This window comes from Mesorhizobium sp. M8A.F.Ca.ET.207.01.1.1 (assembly GCF_004794715.1).
Taxonomy (GTDB): Bacteria; Pseudomonadota; Alphaproteobacteria; order Rhizobiales; family Rhizobiaceae; genus Mesorhizobium.
Genome location: NZ_SRUS01000010.1, coordinates 47,338 through 68,957, shown reverse-complemented (window position 1 = coordinate 68,957; position 21,620 = coordinate 47,338). Strand labels below are relative to the sequence as shown.

The following is a 21,620-nucleotide window of genomic DNA, read 5'->3' as shown; positions in this document are numbered from 1 at the left end:
AAAACCGAGGATCCCAATGACCAAGCAATTGGCGGGTATGTATGCCGCCCTGATGACCGGACTGAGCGATGCCGGCGAGTTCGATCCGCAACGGCAGCGCGACATCAACGACTATGTGCTGCGCCAGGGTCTGGCAGGCCTCTATGTCGGTGGCAGCAGCGGCGAATCCGGCCTGCTGACGGTGGACGAATTGTTGGCGCAGCAAGAGGTGGTCTTCGCCGGCGCGGTCTCAAGTGGCGTCAAGCTGATCGCCCATGTCGGCATGCCGAACCTGCGTGATTCCATCCGTCTGGCGCGCAAGGCGCGCAAGCTCGGCTATCACGCGCTGTCGGCGTTGCCGCCGCATTCCTACCCGTTCTCCGACGAAGAAGTCTTCGGCTACTACCAGGCGCTGGCGGCGGCGACCGACCTGCCGCTTATCGTCTACGAAATCCCCTTGCGCACCGGCCGGCCTCTGCCGCTTCCCCTGCTGGTCCGGCTGCTCGATCTCAGCAATGTCGTCGGCATCAAGTTCACCTCCACCGACCTGTTCAAATATTCCCTGCTGCGCAAGCGGCAGCCGCAGAAGCTGTTCTACTACGGCTTCGATGAGATCTATGCCGCCGCCGGCATGCTCGGCACCGAGGGTGGTATCGGAACTACCTACAATCTGCTCGGCAGGCTCTACGTGGCGATTGATCAGGCCGTTCGCGGCGGCGATCTGCGCCAGGCGAAGGCGCTGCAGATGGTGTCGCAGGATTTCGTCGAGGCACTGCTGGAAACCGGTGTGCTGCCGGGCATGAAGGCGGCGTTCCGCGTCATCGGCGTCGATTGCGGTCCGACCCGTGCCCCGATGACACTGGCTGTCGCCGACGCCGAGGACCGCATGCGTGCCGTTCTCGCTCGCCCGGCGATCAAGGAGTGGCTGGCGTGAGCCGCGAGATTCTTCACGAAGTTGTCTCCGTCTCGCGGGCGGGCAGCGCCGCCGCCAGCCGGTCCGCCCATTCCTCGATGCCGGACCGTGTCGACAGCAGGTCCTGCCTTATCTCGATGAGGACAGCAGGGATGCCGCGATCATCGCCATGGATGGGCACGGCGTAGTCGGCGTCGCGGCTGATCACATAGGGCACGTTGGCCGCGACGTTGAGCGACGCGTCGGCGCGCAGGCCCGAAAGGATCGCTGCGGCGAGATCGGCGGCATGGTCATGCAGCACGCCCGCATGCCATGGTCTTGCGACGCCAAGGAAGACCGGCGTGAAGGAATGGATCGTCACGATTCGCGTCGGCCTGCCCTCGGCCGCCCGTCGGTCGAGATGTGCGGTCACCCGGTCATGGAACGGCGAAAACATGATCTTGGCGCGTCGGTCCCGTTCCGCCGCGTCGATACCGGCATTGCCGGGAATGTCGGTGTCCTCCGACAGCAGGGGGATGCTGCCCGGGCTGTCCAGCGGCCGGTTGAGGTCGATCAGCAGCCGGGAATAGCCGCTGAGGAAGGCCGGCGCATCGAGCCGCGCCGACAACAGGCGCGTCACCTCCGCGGCGCCGATGTCCCAGGCGATGTGGCGCCGCAGGTGGCTGGCATCGAGCCCCAGCTGCCGATATTCGGCCGGCATGTGGTTGGACGCATGCTCGCACAGCAGCACGATGTCGCAGCGGCCGTGCTCGTTGAGAACCTCGACGGCGTCGGGCCAGTCTCCTTGAGCGGGCGTGTTCCTTTCACTCCGTGCGGTCATCAATAGAGCGTCCGGTAGAGATCGCAGATGGCGGCCGGATCGAGGCCGGCCAGGCGCTCGGCTTCATGCTGCTTCAGCCCGACGAAGGTCTCGATGAAGATCGGGGCGAACCATCCCGTGACGGTCTTGTCGGCCAGAAGCGCGTCCAGCGCCGCCGGCAAGGTTTCGGGCAGCCGCACCAGGCCGAGCTTTGCCCGTTCCGCCTCGCTCATCAGCGTCGGGTCGCCGGTGACCAGCGGCGGCGAAGGAAGATCCGCCTTCAGCCCTTCCAGCCCGGCGCGGATGATCGCGGCCAGCGACAAATAAGGATTGCCGGTGGCGTCGGCCGCCCGGTACTCGACATTGTACTGCCGTGCCGGATCGCGTCCGCCGATCGTCACCGTGGGGCAAATGCGCAGCGACGCCTCGCGGTCACGGTCGGCGAGCCAGGTGTAGGACGAACTCCAGCTGTGCGGCTTGAGGCGATAGAAGGATGATACGCTCGACGCCGTCATGGCGGTCATCCCAGGCAGATGGCGCAGCACGCCGGCACAGAAGGCGCCGGCCTTGGCGGAGAGGCCGCCGGGCCGCGCCGCATCGTAAGTCGCCGGCTTGCCGTCTTCGTCGACGAAGCTGAAATGAATGTGCACGCCGTTGCCGACGGCATTGGGGGCGATCTTGGGCGCGAAGCTCGCGCGCCAGCCGGCATTGCGCGCCACTTCGCGCGTGATTTCGCGGATGGCGACGGCGCGATCGGCTGCCGTCAGCGCATCGGCCGGCTCGTGCGTCACTTCGAATTGTTCATTGCCGAATTCGGCGATGACGACTTCGGGGCCGACGCCTGCCTCCTCCAGCGCCGCCATCAGATTGGGGGCGAACGGGTCGGTGCGGCGCAGCGCCGCAAAGGACATCGAATGCGCCGGCGCGAAGCTGCCATCGGCAATGTGGAATTCGTGCTCGAAGGCGGCGATGACGGAAAGGCCGGTCGCAGCCTTCAATTCCGCCAGCGCGTCCCGGAGCATGGTCCGCGTGCAGCCGAGCCACGGGCTGCCGTCGAGCTCGACGATGTCGCCGGCCACCATGTCGAACGGGGTCGCCGATCCCGTCCGTTCGGTGCGGAAGCGTGCCTTGAGATCGGGGATCAGCCGAAGGTCCCCCGACGAGCCCCAGGGGTTGGGATCGACGATCGAATTGAACGGCGTCATCGACAGATTGGCCTGCAGCCAGCCGACACCGGTCGCGGCGGTTTTTTGCAACTTGCCTTCAGTAACGAAGCGGCCCCGCGTAATGGCGGAGAGGTCTGTCGTGACGACGGCAACGAGGGGCTCGACGGTCGATGTCATGCCGTTTTTCCCAGGGCGTTGAAGCGGTCGACGACGGTGTCGGTGTCCGTGACCCAGCAATAGCCGCCGAAGGCCTTCAGCGCGATGTCGTGACGTTGCTGAGTGATGGTGGCGCAGGCATCCGACACGCAGGTGACGAGATAGCCACGGTCGGCTCCGTCGCGCACCGTCATGTCGACGCACTGGTCGGTCAGCACGCCGACCACGACGAGGTAGCGGATGCCAAGGTTTTTCAGGAGGTAGTCGACATTGGTCGAGTTGAAGATGCCGGACGAGGTCTTCGGGAGCATGATCTCGTCGCCGACCGGCGCCAGCGATGCAACCGGCAGGCCTTCGGGCAGGCCGGGCGCGACATGGATCGGCGTCAGCTTGTGGTCGAGCGAACGGTCGCGGCCATCTTCGGTCAGGCTCTGTATGATGGTGTGCAGCACCTCGACGCCATTGGCCCGCGCCGCCGCCAGCAGGCGCTCCTGGTTGGGGATCGTCTGCAAGGCTGTCTGCCGGTAGAAATAATGGTCTGGGCCGCGCTCCGGATGCGAGGGGTCTGCGCCCGGCTCCAGCCAGATGCGCTGCATGTCGACGAGCAGCAGCGCCGTCTCGCCGGCACGGAAGGCTTCGTCTCGCTTGGGTAGGGCCAGCTTGGATAAGGTTTGGGTCATGCCTTGTCGTCCTGCTTTGCTGCTTTGGGTCCAGGTGTCTTGCGTGGTCCAGCTGTTTTTCGGGGGCCAACCGTCTGGCCTTCCGCATCGCTGTCGAGCGTCACCGCATTGGCGTGCCGCACTTTCTCGATTCTCTCGATACGGGCCCGGGCGTCATCGCCCAGCGTCGAAACGATCTGGGCGGTCAACGCCTCCATCTGTGCGATCGCCGGCGCCAGCGTGTCATAGGGTGAGGCGACTTCGAGTGGGCTGACGATCGTGACTTCGGCGAGGTCTGATATCGGCGACAGCCATTGGTCGGTGAACAGAAGAATGCGCACATCGAGCGCGGCCGCCTGGCTTGCATAGGCCATCACGTCGAGCTGATAGCGGCGATAGTCGAAGACGACGAGCACGTCGCGGCGGCCGAGATCGGCCAGCGTGTCGAATGTCTGGGGGGAGAGCACGCCGAGATCGCGGACTCCGTTGCGGAACTGCGCGAGATATCCGGCCAGCATGCCGGCGATGTGGCGGCTGAACCGGCCGCCGACCAGAACGATCTCGCCCTTGGCCTCCATCAAAAGGCGGGCGGCCCGCTCGTAGGTCTGGACCGGTGTCGCGACGGTGGCTTTCTGCAGGGCCGCGGTGACGGAATCGAGATAGGCGAGCACCGCGCTGTCGCTGGAACCGCTTTGCCGCTTGGTCTCCATCATCAACAGCGGCGAATGCAGCCTGGCCTCGACCTCTGCGAGCAGCTTTGCCTGAAAATCCGGAAACCCCTCATAGCCGAGCTTGACCACCAGCCGGACCACGGTGGGATCGCTGACGCCGGCGCGCCGCGCGAGCGACGAGGCGGTGCCAAGGCCGGAGGTCGGATAGTCCGTCAACAGCAGCCGGACGATCTTTTCCTCCGACGGCGTCAGCGCCAGATCCCCGCGCATCAGAACATCGCGTATCGCCATTGGCCTCCCCGAAATCCACGGTCTCTTATTTTGTAAAAACTATTACAGATGCTTTAAATAGTGTCAACAATGAAGGGATGTTGACATCGAGCGATCGCCGGCCTTCGGCATCTTCGTCGAATATCCCCAGCAGACCCCCATCGAAGGCGAGATCCAGCAGCATGTGCCCGATAACCTGTGGCAGGTCATATCAGGCGACCAAGGGCCGGCGCGATGCCGCCCAGATCACGCTGTTCGATTCCGTAGGCTTCGCCATAGAGGACTTTTCGGCGCTGGGTTATGTCAGGGATCAGCTGAAGTCGACCAGCCTCTACCAGGAACTCGACATGCTGGCCGACCCCGACGAGCCGCGCGAACTCTTCGGCATGCTGCTCAGGGCTGACCCTTCAGGCAAGGCATCGGCTGACCCATGCTGGTCGCAGGCAGCGCCTCGATCTATCGGACATCATGGCGAAAATCCGTCCATCCGGGCAGCACGCAAGATGCGATTGCCGAGCGGCGGCCGATATTCAGCTTGGCGAAGATCCGCCTGATGTGTTCGCGCACCGTGTAGCCGCTGATGCCGAGCTGGCGTGCGATTTCCTTGTCGAGCTTGCCTTCGGCGATCAGCAGCGCGATCTGCAGCTCGCGCCGCGTCAGTATATCGGCGGCCGTGAGCGGTGTGTCGGCGGTTGCCGGAACATAGACTGCGTCATAGATCAGATAGTGAGTGCCGGCGCATACGATGCGGCCCACGGGGCGCTGATCGCCATGGCCGCTCGGGCCGCCAGGCTCCTCATCTTCGAGATGCCGGATGGCGACCAGCGAATGGCCGTTCACCACAAAACTCGATGTGTCCGTATCGGTGTTCCGCTCATTCCGTGACGCGGAGAGTTCTTCGGCGAACTCCGAAAGCCTCTGCAAGTTCTCGGCATGCCCAATCATGACCGAACGCCTTAGTTGGCAGGAAACTCATTACAATCACAAGCCCTGGCGCCTTAGCAAACGGCCACGCCACCGGACCACGGCGCAACCCGTATGAATGCTGCATTGATGGCCCGAACTATAACACTTCCCGGAATATTAGCATTCCCAAAATCATTTGGGGCCATCAATTTTCAGGTCAGGGTGCGAATCCGGAGTTGATAGAGCGCAACAGGTCCGGCGTTATCCTGACACCGCGGTTGAACAGCCCGGCCGGCGCCAGCGGCACACCCGGCCGGCAGCCCCAGGCGCCGCCCAAATGCGGGCGCGGACCGGCGGTGTGAACGGCGATGATGACCGGCGGGCCGGCCTGCTGGCGCTGGATCCAGACCGGCGCGCCGCTGTGTCCCGGACAGGTGTCGACGCTGTAGAAAAGCTGCCGCTCGGTGATCCGGTCGAGACGCTCGGCATGCTCCCACTGCGTGCCCTCCGGCTTGTCGGCCGGATAGCCTGAAATGTGCAGCAGACGCGAGGCCCGGAGCCTGTCGAGATCCTGCCGGCTCGGCGACCACAGCCGGAAAAAACCCGGCGCCGGCGAGAACGGCCGCTCGAGTTCGATCAGCCCGACATCGTGCAGCGCGGATGGCCGACGGCGGTAGGGCGGATTGACGTGCCAGCGTTTCGCCCATTGCCAGCCGAAGGGGCGCGCGTCGCGGGACGCACGGCCCGGCGTGACCCGGATGCGCACGGCAAGGTTGGGCAGGCCAAGCCGCTGCCGGATCGGGCTGGTGATGCAGTGTGCGGCGGTCAGCAGGCGCGTCGGCGAGATCAGGAAAGCGGTGCAGCCGGTCAGCCTGCCGTCGCCGAAGTCGCGCTCGATATGGCAGACCGCGCTGTGCGGAAAGCGGTTGGTGTGCGCGACTCTGGCGCGGCCGTCGGTCGGCCCGACCACCGCATAATCCGCTTCGTCGGCCAGACGGTCGAGTTCGAAGGGCGCTGGCGAGAACAGCGTCATGTGTCTTGCTCGGCTTGTGGTGGCTCGGCTTGCGGCGGCGCGACATCCGGCGGAGCCACATCGTAGATCCCGCCTCCGCTTGCCACCTCCCGTGGGACGTCGGTCGCGGCCATGTCCGCGTCCGCTGCCGGGCCGAGCATGTCGCGCAGGCGGTCCACTAGAAGATGGGCCTCTTCGCCCCGGCCCTCAAGGTAGGCCGTCGCGCGATCCATGAACTCCTCGTCGGAACCAAATTGTGGTTCCGCCGGGCGCGGCGGGACCGAGCGCAGCGCCTTGACCTCCTGGAGAACGATGGCATCGAGGTCGGCCCATACCGACCTTGCATGAGGTGCGACTTGCCCGTGCATGGAGATCTCCCTTGGTTCAGTTGGTGTACATCAGCCCCGCTTCATCGAATGTGGTGCTGTTGGGGTCATAGAGCAGTGGCCGCTCCCGGTCCTGCAGCCAGCCCTCATAGTTCCGGGCCCGCCTTGGATGCATCGCCTGGCGGGTCAGGCGAGCCGCCTGGACCAGGACCTGACCCGGTTGCAGGTTGCGGATCGCGGTGTTGACCCGGGGGTCGGCGCGGCTCGGCTGCCGGTAATGTTCGACAATCCTCTGCGCGATCGAATTGGTCCCCTTGGTCATGCCGATGCTGAGCGGACGGTCGCGGTCTATGCCGGCGCGGGTGATGCGATAGACCTGCGGCCCCGGCGCCAGGAACGGCCGCAGCAATGGATCGACGGCCTGGCCCCTGCCGGCGGCGGTGCGCGCCGCATCGATGGCGGCCAGCGACACCGGCGGCGTCCAGCCGCGCCAGCCCGGCAGTTGCGAACCCCGAGCCCGTGCCGAGGTCTGGCCGCGCGCCGGCCGCGGAGCACGTCCCCGCCGCACGGTGGCTTCGTCGAAGGAGGTGTCGCCGCCGCAACCGCAGCCGCAGCCACCGCTTGGAAAATGCCGGCGCCTGACCTCCTCGGCGCGAAAGCCCTGCTGCCGGCGGCATTGTGCGCAGCCGCATGGCCGGCGGTGGCCGACTGTTTGCGCGGCCTCGTCAACCAGCGCGTCGAGTTGTTCGTCGAGATATGACATGCCGGCTCCCTTTCCTGCGTTGTGTTCAATGCCTGCCCGTTGCCGGGCTACCCCGGACCGGCCGCCACTTTTGCGTCCGCCGCCGTCGCCCGCCGGCGCAGCCGCGCCACGGTTCTTTCCCGCTGTTCGACCGTGGGCAGCGGAAAGGAAGGCCGCGCCGGCCGTGGCGGCCTGATATCGAGATAGCTGGCGATGTTGGCGCTCGGATCGAGCTCAAGCTGCAATAGCGAAGCCGGTGCCGAAAGCAGCGAGACGACACCCGGGCCATGACCCGCCACGGTGCTGTCCGAGTGCACGATCACACCCACCGATACATGTCCGCCCAGCCGCGAGCGGCCATAGCGGTTGTCGGCGTCCATGATGCCGACAATGTCGCCGAAACGCAGCGAGCCGAGCTTGTAGCGGTGCACCATGCCCGGATCGGACATCTGGATGTCGTAGTCGCCGCGCAGCACATTGTTGCGGCCCAGCCCCGAGCCCATGACGCGGGCGGGAATGCGGTGCGTGACCTTGACGTGGATCCTGCCGTTGCGCTCCACCGGCCGCCAGCGCGCGAGCAGCCGTGGCGAGCAGTTCCAGATCGCAACGTCGGGATAGTCGGTCAGGCGCAGGCCAAGTCCATAGGCCCAGACCTGGATGCGGTCGCCGATCGCCATCTGCCGCATCGCCGGCAGCGGAAAGTCGATCAGCACCGTGTCGACGCCGCCATGCTTGCCGGTCACCACGCCGCGCGCGCCGGCGGCGCGCCCCGTCGTGACGATGGCGTGATTGCCGACGCAGGAATAGCTCTGCAGCGCCTGGTTGGCGGCATCAGGGCTGCCGCCGGCCGCGCGCGCCTCGTTGCGGATCGACACCGCCGGTTCGACATGATCGCCGGCGAGCCCGACGCAAGGGTCGCCGACGCGATGGTTGAGCACGATGCCGCCGGTGCCCGGCAGCGAGCGCGGCCTGCCGTCGTAGCCGATGCGCCACGGCGTTCCCTTCTCTGTCGGCGAAGCCACTTGCCCGGCGACGCTGATCATCACCAGGTCGCGCGCATTGGTGCGCAGGCCGTGGACCGGGTGGAGGCGGGCCGGTTTCATGCCGCCGCCTCCACTGGTGCCAGCTCGTACCAGAGCGCGCAGGCATTGCGCCAGGGATCGTCCGGCGTCTCGTCATGGTCGGCTGGATCCTCCAGCGCCCAGTCGGTTTCGCTCCAGCCGTCCGGCAGCGCCAGGATGACCGGCGCGACGACCTGCACGATGGCGGCGCTGCGGCCGCTCGCGGCGATCGGGGCGGCGGCGGGCCAGAAGGCCGGACCAGACCAACCCGGGATCGCGCCCGGATGACGTGTGGCCGGAAACGCGAGCCGCTCCAGATAGTCGCATAGCGGCGGCCGGGCACCGGCACTGCCGGCGATGGTCAGGATGTAGGTGCTCTCGGGCTGCAGCGCGGCCGACAGGGCAATGACGTCGCGCGCGCATTCGTCGAGCGGTGCTGCGGTGCCGGCGAGGTCGCCAAGCCGGGCTTCAAGCGCGGCACAACAGCCTTCGAAGCGCGGCAGCAGGGCAGTGCCTTCGCGCTCGGGCAGCGCGCTCTCATATTGCGCGTCGCCGACCCAGTGCACGCGTGACGACAGCCGGCCGTTCTGCCAGGCGCGGCGCCACGGCTCGAGCTCAAGCACCAATTCCCTGAGCGTCGCGTCCCGCGCATCGGGATGCAGCCAGCCGCCGCCCATCTGGTCCGGCCGGTGGCGGTAGTACTCGTCATTGTCGAGCAAGGTGTAGAAGCCACGCGGCAGCCAAACCCGCGCCGATTGCGACAGCGTCACCGTGACCAGCAGCCCCATCGGCGACAGCGCCAGCGGCGCATCGATGACGATGTTCGGGGGCTTGGGCGAAAAGCGCCCGGGAAGAGCCAGATGGTGGTCCATCGCGGACACCCTTCAGAAACAAAGAGTTGGAGCTGTCCGGCGACTCCACCGGATGCTGAACAGCTGCAACGGTTTAGGCGGCGATGCGCGAGGCGGTGTTGCGGTTGAGCCCGTACGACCAGTGCACACGATCGCCATCGAGGCCGGGGAAGCGGCGCCCTTCGCGCGTCAGCCGGTAGGCGGCGAGCCACGCGTCGGCCTGCGAGCCCATCTTCTTGGCGTCGGCGTCGAACTCGGCCGGCGTGATCGTCGTGCGGAAATCGTTCTCGGCGATGTATTGCAGCGTCCTGCGCCCCGCATCCGCCATCTTGGCGCGCTGCGACATCTCGGCCGCGCCGCCCAAGTGCCGGTTGGCGACGGCTTCGATGACATCCCATTTGGTGTTGGCGTCGAAGGACTTCTTGATGTCGGGCGCGTCGAACAGTTCGAAGATTTGCTGCACGTACTGGCCGGTTTCACGGGTCAGCGCCAGGATGTTGCCATAGCTTGAACGGTCGAGATGGTAGCGCAGGTCGGTACCCACACGCTGCACCGTGGCGAGCGCCGCGAACGGCCGGTCATTGATGGTCGAGCTGCCGCGGATGACCTGGCCGATGGTCAGATCCTGGAAGTATTGCGACATCGCGTTCATGAAGGCGACCAGCATGAAGTGGAAGCTGCGGTTGACGATCGCCCCCGACGGCACCGGCGCGCGGCCATAGTTGAAGACGCGGCGATAGGCGATCAGCCGGTCGCGGCGCTTGTAGCGGATCGGCCGCCACTTCTCGAGGATGTAGAGCCCGCGCGCGCCGGGGCCGCGCTGGATGCGGATCTGGCCGTTCTGGAATAGCCGGCGCAGCACATCGACGACCTGGAACAGCTTCATGCGGTCCATCTGGTAGATGTAATAGAGTTCTGCCGAGGCCTGCAGCTGCGGCGGAATGATGGATTCATCGAAGTCATTGCGCAGCAACGGCATCTGCAGCGCGTCGAACGGCTTGAGCGGCCCGTCGCCGAAGCCCACCAGATCCGCGAAGCTCGTTGTCGTCGCACTGGACGAGCGATCGAGCAGTTCGCCGTAGCGGCCCTCGAACTCGCTCTCGAAAGCGGCGCGGTCCGCCGGCGACAATCCGGGCAGCTCGTCCCTGAAGAAGCGCTGGAACAGCCTTTGGATGACCTCATTGGATTCGCTAGCCATAACAGACCTCATGTTGCTCGAATTGGCGGCTCACGGTTTCAGGCTTTGGGCGGCTCGCTGGAGCCAGTGTCCTGACTGGCATTGATGGCGCTGATCACGGCCGGCACCAGATCGAAGAAGCGCGCCAGCTCGCTGTCGGTGATCGTCGCGGGAAGGCCTGGTGGGACGGGCTCGACAGCGCGCACGCGCTTGACGAACTCGCTGCGCCGTTCGTCCTGCGGCTTGGTCTTCTGAAACTTGACGATGGCCTGCAGCGACGGGAATTCCGCCCGGATGAGCCATTGGCCAGCATTCGTGCGGCCAACGATGTCGCCGGTCGTGTCGACCGCCGCCGCGTAGAGTGCCGTGACATTGTCCTTGTCGCGCAGGCCAAACGACCGCACCGTTTCGTCAAACCTGTCGATCGCCTTGCCGATGTCGCCAAGCTTCTTGTCGATCTCGCTACCCTTGGGCTGGTTCTGCAGCGCGGTGGCGATAGTCTCCATCGCGGCGGTCAGCCGTTCGAAGGTCTTCGACTGGTCTCCGTCGGGATATCTCCTGATCGCCTTGGCAACGTCGCCGATGGCCTTCTGGGTTCCCTGGCTGCCGGTATCGACCTGTTTGGTCAACAGGTCGATCGATTGCGGCGTCTGGGCCTCCACTTCGAAGCGGGCCTTGACCCCGGCGTGGAACTTGTTGGCCGGATGATAGGGAAACGGAATTTTCGCAGCCATTGTCCTGCTCCTCTCATGCCTGCTCACGCCGACCAGTAGTCGGGACGGTTCTGACCCATGCTAGCCATCGAGCTCGCGATAGGCGACGGCATCTGGACCGGGCTCGGCAGGTTGGTGCCCTGGTTGAACGTGTTCTGCAGGATCGTGCGGATCATCCAGCGGATCAGCGACTGGTTGTTGCGGAAGTTGAAAACGTTGAAGTCGCATTGCTGGGTCAGCGACCGCACCAGGCGCTCGGTCTGCTCCTCGGCCTGGTAGAAGGTTCGCAGCTCACGCACCATCAGCCCCTTGAGACCGGGGTCCCAGGCGCCAGCGCCACCGAACGGGTCGAGCAACTCGCCGGAGATGGTGGCGAGTTTGGTCTTCAGCTTGTCGCTGAATTCGCACAGCAGCACGCCGGGGCTCGCCACCTGGTCGGTCAGGTCCAGCACCGCGCCGACGGCGAGGCCGACGGCGGTCGCCCGTCTCTCCTGTTCACCGAGGCCGTCCGGATCGATGCCGACCGCATAGAGATCGATCGCCCGGTCGAGCAGGAACAGCATGTAATCCAGGAGCACCTGGCAGCTGATCTCGTCGTCGTCGCAGCCGCAGCCGGCGAAGCAGTCGACCTGCTCGAGCAGGAAACCGCGCGCGATGGTGAGGTTCATCAGCCGGACGGCGCCCTGGTCGGGGCCGCCGGCGCCATAGAGGCCGTAAACGATGATCGGCGGACGCGCGACATAGAGCAGCCGCGAGCTGCCCTTGGCGACGAAGGCATCGACGAACAGCTGCAGGCTGGAGACGAACGCGACCAGCGGCGGCGATTCCGGTGGTCCCGATGTGATCGGCACGTCGATCGGAACCGGAATGCTCTGGCCGAACTGGATCAGGCGCTGGAAGCGGTGAACCAGCATCGCCGACGCGGTCGACAGTTCACGCAGGCTCTCGACGCTTGCCCCGGTCGAGAGGTCGACCAGGTCGTCCATCGCCTGCGACAGCGCGTTCTCTTCCAGAAGGGCACGCAGGTCCGCCTGGCCGCCGGCTTCCAGTTGCAGGACCAGATTGCGGTAGGCTTCGATGCCGCGCGGCCAGTCCTCCTGGCCAAGCGCGCTTTCGACCGAGCCGGTCAGGCTGCGCAGCGCCATGATGACAGCATTGCGGCGCGCCTGCAGCTCACCGGCCGCCGAACGCACGATCGAGGTGCTGCGTGTGATGCCGTTGGACGCCAGCCCCTCGCCGATGGCGACAAGGATGAGCCCCGCCAGCACGTCGCAGCTCTGGGCAAAGCGCCGGAACAGGATGGCGCTGCCATCGGTCAGCGTGCCGACATAGCGTGCCAGGCGCGAATACTCGCCGAGCTGGCGGCGCGCCGACATGGCGCGGTCGTGGTTGACCGAATCCAGCGAAAGGCGCGCGGCGGCCAGCCCGTCATTGGCGAGCTGCCGGATCGAGCGGCCCCAGCCAATCATCTCGATGCGGATGTCCTTCAGTGGCGAGGAGGTCGAAAGCGTCTGCAGGTCGCGCTCGAGATCGTCCTGCGCCTGGGCCATTTCGACCGAGGACGGGCCGGTGTTCCGCACCTGCGGCACATAATCGGGCACGCTCGAATACGGCAGGCCGGCGCGTTCGCGGCGGTCCCTGTCCGCTTCCTGCGGGTAGAAGTTCAGCAGCGCGTTGGCCATCTGGTCGGGATCGCGCGGATCACTGACGCGCAGCGTCTTGCGCAGCAGATTGTCGACGGCGACCGTGGCGGGCGACCGAAATTTCGAGACCGGGCTGGCGGCGGTTGTAAACAGGTCGGCCATGACATCTCACCTCATGCAACGAGTGCGGCTGGGGACGGTTGCGCGGCGGGCCGTCGGCTTGCCTGGCGCTGGGCCAGGTTCCTGATGACTAGCTTGGCAATGGCGTCCGGTTCGGCGCCGGCCTCCAGCGCGAAACGGCTGGCCGACACAAGAAAGCGTGGCGGCAGGTCGGGTACGTGCCCCGCCGCGATCTGGATTCCGCCGCGCCGGATGCGGGCTTCGTCGGCGCGCGTGAATGGAATGGCATCGGCCAGCGCGTGCTGGCCCAGCCCCCGCCGAGGCTGGTAGGCGATTTCGTCGACCACCGCCGGGATGAGGCGCGGCACCGACGCAAGCAGGACGGGAGGCAGCCTGTGGCCGCGCGCCGGATTGTAGAGCGCGCGCCAGACGCGTTCGGCGCGCGCCGCCTCTGCGGCAAAACCCATGCGCCGCAGCATTTCGGTCAGGATCAAAACCCGGATCCAGCCGGTCGGATGCGCGCCGCCCGGGCGATAGGTCAAGGCGCGCGCGCCGGGATGGGCGAGGAACTCCATCATGCCCCAGACCGACGCCGTGCCACCGAGCAGCAGCGCCGCGAGGTCCGCGAAGATCTCCTTGTGCCAGCGGCGCAGAATGGTCACCACGAGCGGATCGAAGCGCATCGAGGCCAGACGGTTGCCGACCGCCTGCGCGTTTTCCTGCCACAGGCCCATATCGGCCTGCAGATTATGCGCGACCTCGTGCAGGAATACCGACTGCCAGGGATTGTCGCGGTCCCAGGGGACGCGGATCACCGGGAACGGATTGCTGTCGCCGAGCAGCCGCGCCAGCGCCACGCCACGACGCTGCGTCGCCGGCGAATAGCCGTGTTCCATATAGGTCAGCGGCTTCAGCAGCGGGCCGGCGAAGACGCCGGGCAAGGCCGCGCGGACGACGGTATAACAGTCCATCGCGATCGCGTCATGGGCGGCCAGCGCCGGCGCGAAGCCCGAGCCGCGCTGCGACATCACCTCGAAGAACATGCCGAAGCTGCGGCGCAGCCGGTCGATGCTGCGGTCGAGCAACGCCATCTGGGTGAGAGCCGCCTGCGCCGTCGCCGGCGGCCAGCCGCGTTCGATCACGGCGATCTGCCGGTTGATGGCGTTGCCGATGGCGGCCAGCCGCCGGTTGGCGGCGTGGAAATGGGCCCGCGACGGCGCATAGGGCAGGTCTTCGGGACGCAGCCCGATGCGCCGCGGCGTCAGCCGGTTCAGGCGCTGCGCGCGCGCCTTCAGCGCCCGCAGCTTGGTGTCCAGGAACCGCCTGGTCGAAGAACCCGTGCGCATCGCCACGATCCTTCTGGTTGCACCGAGAGGGTTTCAGTTGGGCCGGATGGTGATGCTGACCGGACCACGGATGACGATACGCCGCCGGCGCCCGGACCCCTGGCCATGGCCATAGCCAGGTGCATACCCACCGGTCCAACCGCCAATGCCGCCCATTCCCCCGAGCGCCCGCCCGGCGGCGCGCGCCAGGTTGCGTGCCGGAGACATGCCGGAGCGGACCGCCGCGGCCGTGCGGCGCACGATCCGCCGCCCTCTCTGCAAGGGCTGCGTCAGCTGCCGGCGCAGGCCATGCCCGCGTGCCGCGACACGGCGCGCGGTACGCGCCAGCACCATTGGCCGGACGGAAGCCGGGGTGCGGCGGGTGACCGCGGTGCGGCGCACGCTGTTGGCAATGCGCGGCAAGGCGCGGATCGCGGTCGGCCCGCCACGGTTGACGAGCTGGGTGGCGGCGCGGCGCACGGTGCGCACCGCCTGGACGCGGGCGGCCGCCGGCATGCGGGCGGCGGCGGGGCCGAGCACGCGTCTGGCGGCGAGCCCCGCGACCAGCGGGATGGCGGCGCGATTGCGCACCGCGAGCTCGGCGAAGGCGTCGAGCGCTTCGTCCTCGGAGGCTTCGTCCGCCATCAGCTGGCCGATGACATTGGCAACGCCGCCAATTGCGGTGCCGTAGCCTGGGATGAGGCTGGCGACCGGCGCCACGGCGCGGGCGATGCGGCCGATGGTGGGAGCGGCACGCCGCACGGTGCGCACGGCGCCGCGTATGCCGCGGGCGATGCGCCGGAAGAACTCGTCGCTGTCTTCAGCCGCGAGCGCGAAGCCCAGCGCCTGGTCCCAGCCGTCATCATCGCCCTCGTCGAAATCGTCGCCTTCGTCGAAGTCGTCGCCTTCATCGAATTCGTCGCCGGCGTCCATCTCGTCGAAGCTCGAAGCCTCGTACTCGTCGCCCGCGTCATACTCGTCGCCTTCGTCGCCTTCATCGGCACCTTCGAAGCCGTCGCCTTCGTCCATTTCGTCGAATTCGTCATAGCTGTCGGCGGGGCCTTCCGCTTCATCAAAGGCTAGGTCGTCGAACATCGATTCGTCATACCCGTCCATCTCGAGATCTCCTCTTGAGCGATCGGCCCCTCAGGAGAGCGGGACCAAAGCGATTAACGCCGGTTGGGATAGTCCCCCCTGAAGTGATCGCCCTCAAGTCGGCAGGACTGGGTAGCTCGAAGATGGTCGCCAGTATCGGCGACTATTCAGGTGCGGAATTTTGTGCTTAAAACAAATATATTGCGAGTATTATTTTACTATAATTTTATTATAAACGGATTTACGGCTGATATCTGACGTGAAGCGCCAAAAATTGGAGAAAGGCCCATAAATACTTCGCGGCATGCTGAAAGCCGCCGTCGCCGGCCAGGCTCGCCATAAGGTTGGGAAGTCTTCCTCGTCTTTACCGCAACGCAACACCCTTCTCAGTTCGGCCATATCTCCTGCCGTGATCACGATCATCATCATATCGCCTGCGCGGCGTGGAAAATTATTCGTCGCGATGGCTTTTGAAGGGCCAATCGTTTCTTTCCGGGCAAGGGGGAGTCGATGAGACTTGTAGGCATTGGCGGCGGAAAGAAACCGGTAAATGAGCCTGATATGCCCAGAATAGTACCCGTGCTCGATTTGAGCCGCTTTGAGCAAGGCGCATCGGAACGTCGGACATTTCTGGCGGATCTCCGCTCCGCCTCGCGTGACATCGGCTTTTTCTACCTGGCCGGACACGGGATCTCCTGGGCCGAGATCAGCGAGGTGCTCACCGCGTCCCGCCGCTTCTTTGCCTTGGCCGAGGCCGACAAGCTCGCGATCGAGATGGTCAAGTCCTCGCAGTTCCGCGGCTATACGCGCGCCGGCGGCGAGCTGACCAAGGGCAAGGCCGACTGGCGCGAACAGCTCGATATCGGCGTCGAGCGCCAGCCCATAGTGCAAGGCCCCGGAATTCCCGCCTGGACGCGGCTGCAGGGGCCGAACCAGTGGCCGGCTGCGTTGCCGGAACTCAAACCCGCCCTGCTGGCATGGCAGGCCAAGGCGACAGGGGTGGCCATCAGGCTCTTGAAAGCCTTCGCGCTGTCGCTCGACCAGCCAGAGGATGCCTTCGACCCGATCTACCGTGAGCAGCCAAACCACCGCATGAAGATCGTGCGCTATCCGGGCCGTGAGGCGACCGGCGGTGATCAAGGTGTCGGCGCCCACAAGGATGGCGGTTTCCTGACGCTGTTGCTTCAGGATGACAATAAGGGGCTGCAGGTCGACTATGATGGCAGCTGGGTGGATGTGGACCCCATTCCCGGCACGCTCGTCGTCAACATCGGTGAATTGCTCGAGCTGGCCTCGAACGGCTATTTGCGTGCGACCGTGCATCGCGTCGTGACGCCGCCCGCCGGCATTGAACGCATTTCGGTGCCGTTCTTCTTCAGCGCCAAACTCGATGCGACGATACCGCTGCTCGAACTCCCCGAGGAATTGGCGACGCAGGCGCGCGGGCCGGCCAGCGATCCGGACAATCCGCTGTTTCGCGATGTCGGAACCAATGTGCTGAAAAGCCGGCTGCGCTCGCATCCCGACGTCGCGCGCCGCCATTACGCCGACCTGCTTGAGCCGGAAACCGGAGCGGGTTGAGCCTGTTGCCACAAGAACGAATGGATTTTTTGCAGTCCCGGCTGATTTTGGAAAATCGTTCGTCGCATCTGCGTGAAGATCGGTTCAAAAGAGAAAAATCCGTTCGGTGTTCTCCTCCCATTTCGCTGAACGGTGTTCCCCTCTGAAGGTTGTGACCTTCTTTTGGCCGGGCGTTTCGCGCCCGGCCATTTTTCTTTCCGCCTTGCGCGTTGCCGGTGCGGCGTTGATCCGGCAGACTTCGGCATGCGCCAACCGTTGCAATCAGTGGAAGAAGGAGAGGTCACATGACATCCAATGTCGCCGTCATTGCCGGAGCGGGTTCTGGATTGAGCGCATCGCTGGCGCGTCTTCTCGCCAGGGAAGGGTTCCAAATCGTCCTGGCCGCTCGAAATATCGAGAAGCTCGGTGCATTGCAGGCGCAAGCCGGCGCGCAAGCCGTGGCGACGGATGTCTCGGATCCGGCCTCGGTGGAGCAGCTGTTTGATGTCGCCGACAAGGCTGGCCCGCTTTCCCTCGTGGTTTTCAACGCCAGCGGCCGCGCTCGCGGCCCGATAGCAGAGCTCGATCCCGAGGCGGTCCGTCAGGCGCTCCTGGTCGGGGCCTATGGTGGGTTCTTGGTGGCTCAGCAGGCGGCCCGCCGGATGCTGGCCTTGGGCTCGGGGTCGATCCTTTTCACCGGCGCGACGGCAAGCGTGAAGGGGTTCGCCGGCTCTGCCGGCTTTGCCATGCCCAAATTCGGATTGCGCGGGCTGGCGCAATCCATGGCCCGTGAACTGGCGCCCAAGAACATTCACGTCGCGCATTTCATCATCGACGGGGCCATCGCCTCGGCCGCGTCCGGACAGGAGTCCGAGCCGCAGGACCGCCGGCTGTCGCCGGATGCGATCGCCGCGGCCTATCTCTCCATCCACCGCCAGCACCGCAGCGCCTGGACCTGGGAAATGGAGCTCAGGCCATGGGTCGAAAACTTCTGACCGCATCAGCGATCCATGCGACCTTTGCATGGCTCGTGTGCACAGGCCTTGAGGAGAGTCGACATCGCATGAGGATGTCACTATATAGCGGCGGCTTCGATGGCTCGCGCCTTGAAGCGTAACGTCATAAGGCGGCTGCAGCGACAGCCATTGAGATACGAAACGGACTGGAAGCCGTAAAAGGTAGAAGCAATTGCTCGGAGCGGGCAGATCCCGCCAACGGTACAGTCCTTCAGAATCAGAAAATGTTCTTCACCCCTCGATTTCCTTCGGCTCTGTGGACCCTGGACGGCATTGGCTTGCCGGCTGGCCGCGACTCGGCTGGAATGGGAGCATGCATCCTTTGCGGGATGCCGACGTTTATGATTACCAACCGGCTTTGCCGCCAGGGAAAAGCAGTATGAGTGAACATGCGATCGAGTTCTTGCGGGGATGGATCGGTGAAAAGGTCCATTGCCAGTCCCACGCCAGGATCGAGAAACAGGCCGAGACATTGGCCCGCGAATGCGCCGCCAAGGCAGCCGAGGTCGGCATACCGCTGGAGGACATCCAGGAGGAAGTCGGCGACATCCAGGAATTGATCGCTTCCCGGCTCGAGGAAGCGGCCGAGGCGGACGAAAACCAGCAGGCTTCCAGCAAGGCCGCGGAATAGATTTTCAGGGACAACCCTGTCTGAAAGCGCGGGCCGTTCGGCCCGCGTTTTCGTCTCAGCCGAACTTTTCTTTCAGCCACGCCTTTGGCAGCGCCGGCACGAAATTGCCGTCGCGGCCGGTCATGTCGTCATTGGCGACCAGGGCGTTGAGGATCGATTCCTCCACCGCCTGGATCACCGCGTCGAAGAACGGGTCGATGTCTGCGTCGGGAATGAAATCGGCGCTGGCGATGCGGCCAGACAGCCCCAGCGCCGCGGCGGGGTTGGCTGTCGAGAAGGCGAGGAAGATGTCGCCCGAACTGTGATAGCCGAAGCCGCCGGTCATGGCGACGCCGAGCGGCACACGCCGTGCCAGCCGCTTCATCTGGTGCGGCAGGAACGGCGCGTCGGTGGCGATGACGGCGATGATCGAACCCTTTTCCGCGCGCGACGTGGCTTCGCGGATCGCTGGTTCGGTGAGTTCGGGATCGGCGCGCCGGCCACGCATCGTGAAATTGTGCCGCTTGCCGAAATTCGACTGCACGAAAGCGCCAACCGTGTAGGTGCGCCCTTGCCATGCGACGATGCGCGATGCCGTGCCCGAGCCTGCCTTGAAGCCGAAGGTGATCATGCCGGTGCCGCCGCCGACGCTGCCTTCCTCGACCGGTCCGCCGGCCGCGCCGTCGAGCGCCTCGGTGACATGCTCCGATGTCAGATGGTGGCCGTTTATGTCGTTGAGAAACCCGTCATAGGTCTCCGCCGCCACCGGCAAACCCCAGGCGCTGTCGATCGCGGCCGGCAGCACCCGGTTCATCCAGCGCAGCGTGCCGTCACGCGAAACACCGCAGGAATGCGTGTTGGTGATGGTGATCGGGAAGTTGAAAGCACCGGTTTCCTCGATGATGTGCGAGCCGGTCAGCTCGCCATTGCCGTTTTGGCTGAAGATGCCGGCAAAGACCGGCGTGGCCAGCTCGGCGCGAGGCCTGGGCAGGATGGCGGTCACGCCGGTGCGCACCGGTCCCTTGCCGACGACAAGCGCACCATCGCCTGAAATCAGCGTCGTATAGCCGACCGCGACCCCTGGCACGTCGGTGATCGCATTGAACGGCCCAGGCGTTGCGTCGAAGTCGATATTGAAGCTTCGCGCGCGCGGCTTGCCCGACGGTGTTGCCAGATGGTGCGGATTGTCGGTCATGCTCTTAGAACAAGGATCCCTGATTGCCGGGTTCTCTCGTCTTGGCAACTGGGGCCTTGGCCGCGGGCCTGGCGGCGGGCTTTGGCCGCGCCGCGCCGCTGGTTGCCACCGCATCGGCAGTGCCGTCGGCGAACTCCAGCGAAAGCGCCATACCCGACGCCACGTCCGCGGCCTGCTTGATGACGGCGCCGTCGGCGTCCTTCACCAGCACGAAGCCGCGCGCCAGGACGGCCTTGTGCGACAACGTCGCCATCAGCCGGTCGGCCTGGATGATGCGGCCGCGCAACCGCTCCAGCCTAAGCAGCATCGCCTGGCCGCCGCGTCGCGTCAAAGCGGTCAGCAAATCTCTATGAACACGTTGCCGCCGTGCTGTCGGCTCGATCGTGATGCGGCCCTGCAGCAAAGCCAGTTGCTGCCTGTGCCGTTGCAGCGATGCCTTGGCGCATTTTGGCAACTGATCCGCTGCACGATTGAGTTCCGCCCGCCGGCTTCTCGCCAGAGTACGCAGCGCCCCTTGCGCACGCAAAAGATTACGGTCGTTGGTGCGCCGCGCCTCGGCAATCCGCTGCGACAGCATCGCCGGCGTCAATTTTACGGCGAAGAATCGCGCCCGCTTACGCTCGGTGGAAACCATCAGGCCACGGCCGAGCCTCGATGTCGCTTCGTCGAGGCGCCGGCGCGGCAGCGCCAGCAATTGATCAGGCGAGGGCAGCGCACGCGCTGCTGCACGTGTTGCTTGCCGCTTGCGCTCGAAATTGCGCAGGACGGCTGCCTTGAGCCGTGCGCCGAGGCTGGCCAGCGTCGCTTCGAGGTCCGCCTTCACCGGCACCGCGATTTCGGCCGCGCCCGTCGGTGTTGGCGCCCGCACATCGGCGACGAGGTCGATCAGCGTCCAGTCGGTCTCGTGGCCGACCGCCGAGATCACCGGAATGCCCGAGGCGGCGACGGCGCGGGCGAGTGCCTCGTCGTTGAAGCCCCACAGATCTTCCAGGCTGCCGCCACCGCGCGCGACGATCAAGAGATCGGGACGCTGGATAGGGCTGTCCCATGCCAGCGCGTTGAAACCGGTCACGGCATTGGTCACTTCCGCACTCGCCGTGTCGCCCTGCACGCGCACCGGCCAGACCAGCACATGCAGCGGAAAGCGGTCCTTGATGCGGTGGATGATGTCGCGGATGACCGAGCCGGTCGGCGAGGTGACGACGCCGATGACGCGGGGCATGAACGGCAGCCGGCGTTTGCGGCCCGCATCGAAAAGCCCTTCCGCCTGCAGCCGGCGCTTGCGCTCCTCGAGCAGCGCCATCAGCGCCCCGGCGCCGGCCGGCTCCAGATTATCGATGACGATCTGGTAGTTGGACTTGCCGGGATAGGTGGTGAGTTTGCCGGTGGCGATCACCTCCATCCCTTCCTCGGGACGGAATTTCAGCCGGCTCATCGTGCCTTTCCACACCACGGCGTCGAGCCGGGCGCGGTCGTCCTTCAGCGCGAAATAGGCGTGACCCGAGGAATGCGGCCCGCGATAGCCCGAAATTTCGCCGCGCACCCGCACATTGCCGAAGACGTCCTCGACCGTGCGCTTCAGCGCGCCCGATATCTCGCTCACCGTGTATTCGGTGGCGTTGGTGCGTGATTCGGATGCTGCTTCGCTCATCGGC

23 protein-coding genes and 1 pseudogene are annotated in these 21,620 nt (G+C 65.6%); 5 read left to right on the top strand and 19 right to left on the bottom strand.

All coding sequences use genetic code 11. The features are described 5' to 3' along the window. The first annotated feature begins 16 nt into the window (after nucleotides 1-16). The gene (locus EN850_RS26045; RefSeq protein ID WP_189591227.1) at nucleotides 17-913 is read left to right on the top strand and encodes a dihydrodipicolinate synthase family protein; all 897 of its coding nucleotides are present in this window, start codon (nucleotides 17-19) and stop codon (nucleotides 911-913) included. 13 nt (nucleotides 914-926) lie between these two features. Here the strand turns inward: EN850_RS26045 and EN850_RS26040 are convergent, their stop codons facing one another. The 4 genes from EN850_RS26040 to EN850_RS26025 are packed head-to-tail and all read right to left on the bottom strand — an operon-like array spanning nucleotide 927 to nucleotide 4,634. Further along, the gene (locus tag EN850_RS26040) at nucleotides 927-1,712 is read right to left on the bottom strand and encodes an N-formylglutamate amidohydrolase (protein ID WP_135880956.1); all 786 of its coding nucleotides are present in this window, start codon (nucleotides 1,710-1,712) and stop codon (nucleotides 927-929) included. Further along, the gene (locus EN850_RS26035) at nucleotides 1,712-3,034 is read right to left on the bottom strand and encodes a glutamine synthetase (RefSeq protein WP_127275914.1); all 1,323 of its coding nucleotides are present in this window, start codon (nucleotides 3,032-3,034) and stop codon (nucleotides 1,712-1,714) included. The genes EN850_RS26040 and EN850_RS26035 overlap by 1 nt, the downstream gene beginning before the upstream one ends. After that, nucleotides 3,031-3,693, bottom strand: a complete 663-nt coding sequence (locus EN850_RS26030) for an isochorismatase family cysteine hydrolase (protein ID WP_135932833.1) — start codon at nucleotides 3,691-3,693, stop codon at nucleotides 3,031-3,033. The genes EN850_RS26035 and EN850_RS26030 overlap by 4 nt, the downstream gene beginning before the upstream one ends. Continuing rightward, a complete protein-coding gene (locus tag EN850_RS26025; protein WP_136092566.1) occupies nucleotides 3,690-4,634 on the bottom strand; it encodes a MurR/RpiR family transcriptional regulator in 945 nt (314 codons plus the stop codon). Before EN850_RS26025 ends, EN850_RS26030 begins: the two co-directional genes overlap by 4 nt. Nucleotides 4,635-4,707: 73 nt before the next feature. Here EN850_RS26025 and EN850_RS37265 point away from each other — a divergent pair. Continuing rightward, nucleotides 4,708-5,014: pseudogene (locus EN850_RS37265) on the top strand (hypothetical protein); the annotation flags it as partial. Between the two features lie 55 nt (nucleotides 5,015-5,069). Here EN850_RS37265 and EN850_RS26015 read toward each other — a convergent pair. The 12 genes from EN850_RS26015 to EN850_RS37260 all read right to left on the bottom strand — a co-directional run bounded on the left by EN850_RS26015 (nucleotide 5,070) and on the right by EN850_RS37260 (nucleotide 16,271). Further along, the gene (locus EN850_RS26015; RefSeq protein ID WP_127275917.1) at nucleotides 5,070-5,558 is read right to left on the bottom strand and encodes a helix-turn-helix transcriptional regulator; all 489 of its coding nucleotides are present in this window, start codon (nucleotides 5,556-5,558) and stop codon (nucleotides 5,070-5,072) included. Between the two features lie 178 nt (nucleotides 5,559-5,736). Further along, entirely contained in the window at nucleotides 5,737-6,552 is an 816-nt protein-coding gene (locus EN850_RS26010; RefSeq protein WP_136092565.1) for a serine protease, read from the bottom strand. After that, on the bottom strand, nucleotides 6,549-6,899 hold the full coding sequence (locus EN850_RS26005) for a hypothetical protein (protein WP_127281154.1): 351 nt from the start codon (nucleotides 6,897-6,899) through the stop codon (nucleotides 6,549-6,551). The genes EN850_RS26010 and EN850_RS26005 overlap by 4 nt, the downstream gene beginning before the upstream one ends. A gap of 16 nt (nucleotides 6,900-6,915) precedes the next feature. After that, the gene (locus EN850_RS26000; protein ID WP_136092564.1) at nucleotides 6,916-7,620 is read right to left on the bottom strand and encodes a hypothetical protein; all 705 of its coding nucleotides are present in this window, start codon (nucleotides 7,618-7,620) and stop codon (nucleotides 6,916-6,918) included. Nucleotides 7,621-7,667: 47 nt separating this feature from the next. Then, nucleotides 7,668-8,702, bottom strand: a complete 1,035-nt coding sequence (locus EN850_RS25995) for a DUF4438 domain-containing protein (RefSeq protein ID WP_136092563.1) — start codon at nucleotides 8,700-8,702, stop codon at nucleotides 7,668-7,670. Next, nucleotides 8,699-9,532: a hypothetical protein gene (locus tag EN850_RS25990; RefSeq protein ID WP_127280028.1), complete on the bottom strand. Its 834-nt coding sequence runs from the start codon at nucleotides 9,530-9,532 to the stop codon at nucleotides 8,699-8,701. The genes EN850_RS25995 and EN850_RS25990 overlap by 4 nt, the downstream gene beginning before the upstream one ends. A 73-nt stretch (nucleotides 9,533-9,605) precedes the next feature. Beyond that, nucleotides 9,606-10,709 carry a hypothetical protein gene (locus tag EN850_RS25985; RefSeq protein ID WP_127870915.1) on the bottom strand — a complete coding sequence of 368 codons (1,104 nt, stop codon included), beginning with the start codon at nucleotides 10,707-10,709 and terminating at the stop codon, nucleotides 9,606-9,608. A gap of 38 nt (nucleotides 10,710-10,747) precedes the next feature. After that, the gene (locus tag EN850_RS25980) at nucleotides 10,748-11,422 is read right to left on the bottom strand and encodes a hypothetical protein (RefSeq protein WP_127280026.1); all 675 of its coding nucleotides are present in this window, start codon (nucleotides 11,420-11,422) and stop codon (nucleotides 10,748-10,750) included. Nucleotides 11,423-11,445: 23 nt separating this feature from the next. Further along, nucleotides 11,446-13,206 carry a hypothetical protein gene (locus tag EN850_RS25975; protein WP_246689276.1) on the bottom strand — a complete coding sequence of 587 codons (1,761 nt, stop codon included), beginning with the start codon at nucleotides 13,204-13,206 and terminating at the stop codon, nucleotides 11,446-11,448. Between the two features lie 11 nt (nucleotides 13,207-13,217). Continuing rightward, nucleotides 13,218-14,510, bottom strand: coding sequence for a hypothetical protein (locus EN850_RS25970; protein WP_136092562.1), 1,293 nt, complete (start codon nucleotides 14,508-14,510; stop codon nucleotides 13,218-13,220). Nucleotides 14,511-14,543: 33 nt separating this feature from the next. Continuing rightward, nucleotides 14,544-15,605: a hypothetical protein gene (locus tag EN850_RS25965; protein ID WP_135861824.1), complete on the bottom strand. Its 1,062-nt coding sequence runs from the start codon at nucleotides 15,603-15,605 to the stop codon at nucleotides 14,544-14,546. Nucleotides 15,606-15,794: 189 nt separating this feature from the next. After that, nucleotides 15,795-16,271 (bottom strand): hypothetical protein, encoded by a 477-nt coding sequence (locus tag EN850_RS37260; protein WP_246689282.1) that lies wholly within the window; start codon nucleotides 16,269-16,271, stop codon nucleotides 15,795-15,797. Here EN850_RS37260 and EN850_RS25955 point away from each other — a divergent pair. Then, nucleotides 16,164-17,165 carry an isopenicillin N synthase family oxygenase gene (locus EN850_RS25955; RefSeq protein WP_246689275.1) on the top strand — a complete coding sequence of 334 codons (1,002 nt, stop codon included), beginning with the start codon at nucleotides 16,164-16,166 and terminating at the stop codon, nucleotides 17,163-17,165. The two genes, EN850_RS37260 and EN850_RS25955, sit on opposite strands and share 108 nt — an antisense overlap. An 84-nt stretch (nucleotides 17,166-17,249) precedes the next feature. Here EN850_RS25955 and EN850_RS36485 read toward each other — a convergent pair whose 3' ends face one another. Further along, nucleotides 17,250-17,417, bottom strand: coding sequence for a hypothetical protein (locus EN850_RS36485; RefSeq protein WP_167531258.1), 168 nt, complete (start codon nucleotides 17,415-17,417; stop codon nucleotides 17,250-17,252). 32 nt (nucleotides 17,418-17,449) lie between these two features. Here EN850_RS36485 and EN850_RS25950 point away from each other — a divergent pair, with 32 nt between their 5' ends. Both EN850_RS25950 and EN850_RS25945 read left to right on the top strand, forming a co-directional pair. Beyond that, nucleotides 17,450-18,139 carry an SDR family NAD(P)-dependent oxidoreductase gene (locus tag EN850_RS25950; RefSeq protein WP_136092560.1) on the top strand — a complete coding sequence of 230 codons (690 nt, stop codon included), beginning with the start codon at nucleotides 17,450-17,452 and terminating at the stop codon, nucleotides 18,137-18,139. A 400-nt stretch (nucleotides 18,140-18,539) separates the two neighbouring features. Next, the gene (locus EN850_RS25945) at nucleotides 18,540-18,791 is read left to right on the top strand and encodes a DUF768 domain-containing protein (protein ID WP_015316487.1); all 252 of its coding nucleotides are present in this window, start codon (nucleotides 18,540-18,542) and stop codon (nucleotides 18,789-18,791) included. A 55-nt stretch (nucleotides 18,792-18,846) separates the two neighbouring features. On the opposite strand, the gene EN850_RS25940 is transcribed toward EN850_RS25945, so the two are convergent. Together EN850_RS25940 and xseA are read right to left on the bottom strand one after the other, a co-directional pair. Continuing rightward, nucleotides 18,847-19,965 carry a P1 family peptidase gene (locus EN850_RS25940; RefSeq protein WP_136092559.1) on the bottom strand — a complete coding sequence of 373 codons (1,119 nt, stop codon included), beginning with the start codon at nucleotides 19,963-19,965 and terminating at the stop codon, nucleotides 18,847-18,849. 4 nt (nucleotides 19,966-19,969) lie between these two features. After that, complete coding sequence (gene xseA / locus EN850_RS25935; RefSeq protein ID WP_136092558.1) at nucleotides 19,970-21,616, bottom strand: exodeoxyribonuclease VII large subunit; 1,647 nt, start codon at nucleotides 21,614-21,616, stop codon at nucleotides 19,970-19,972. Nucleotides 21,617-21,620 lie beyond the last annotated feature (4 nt).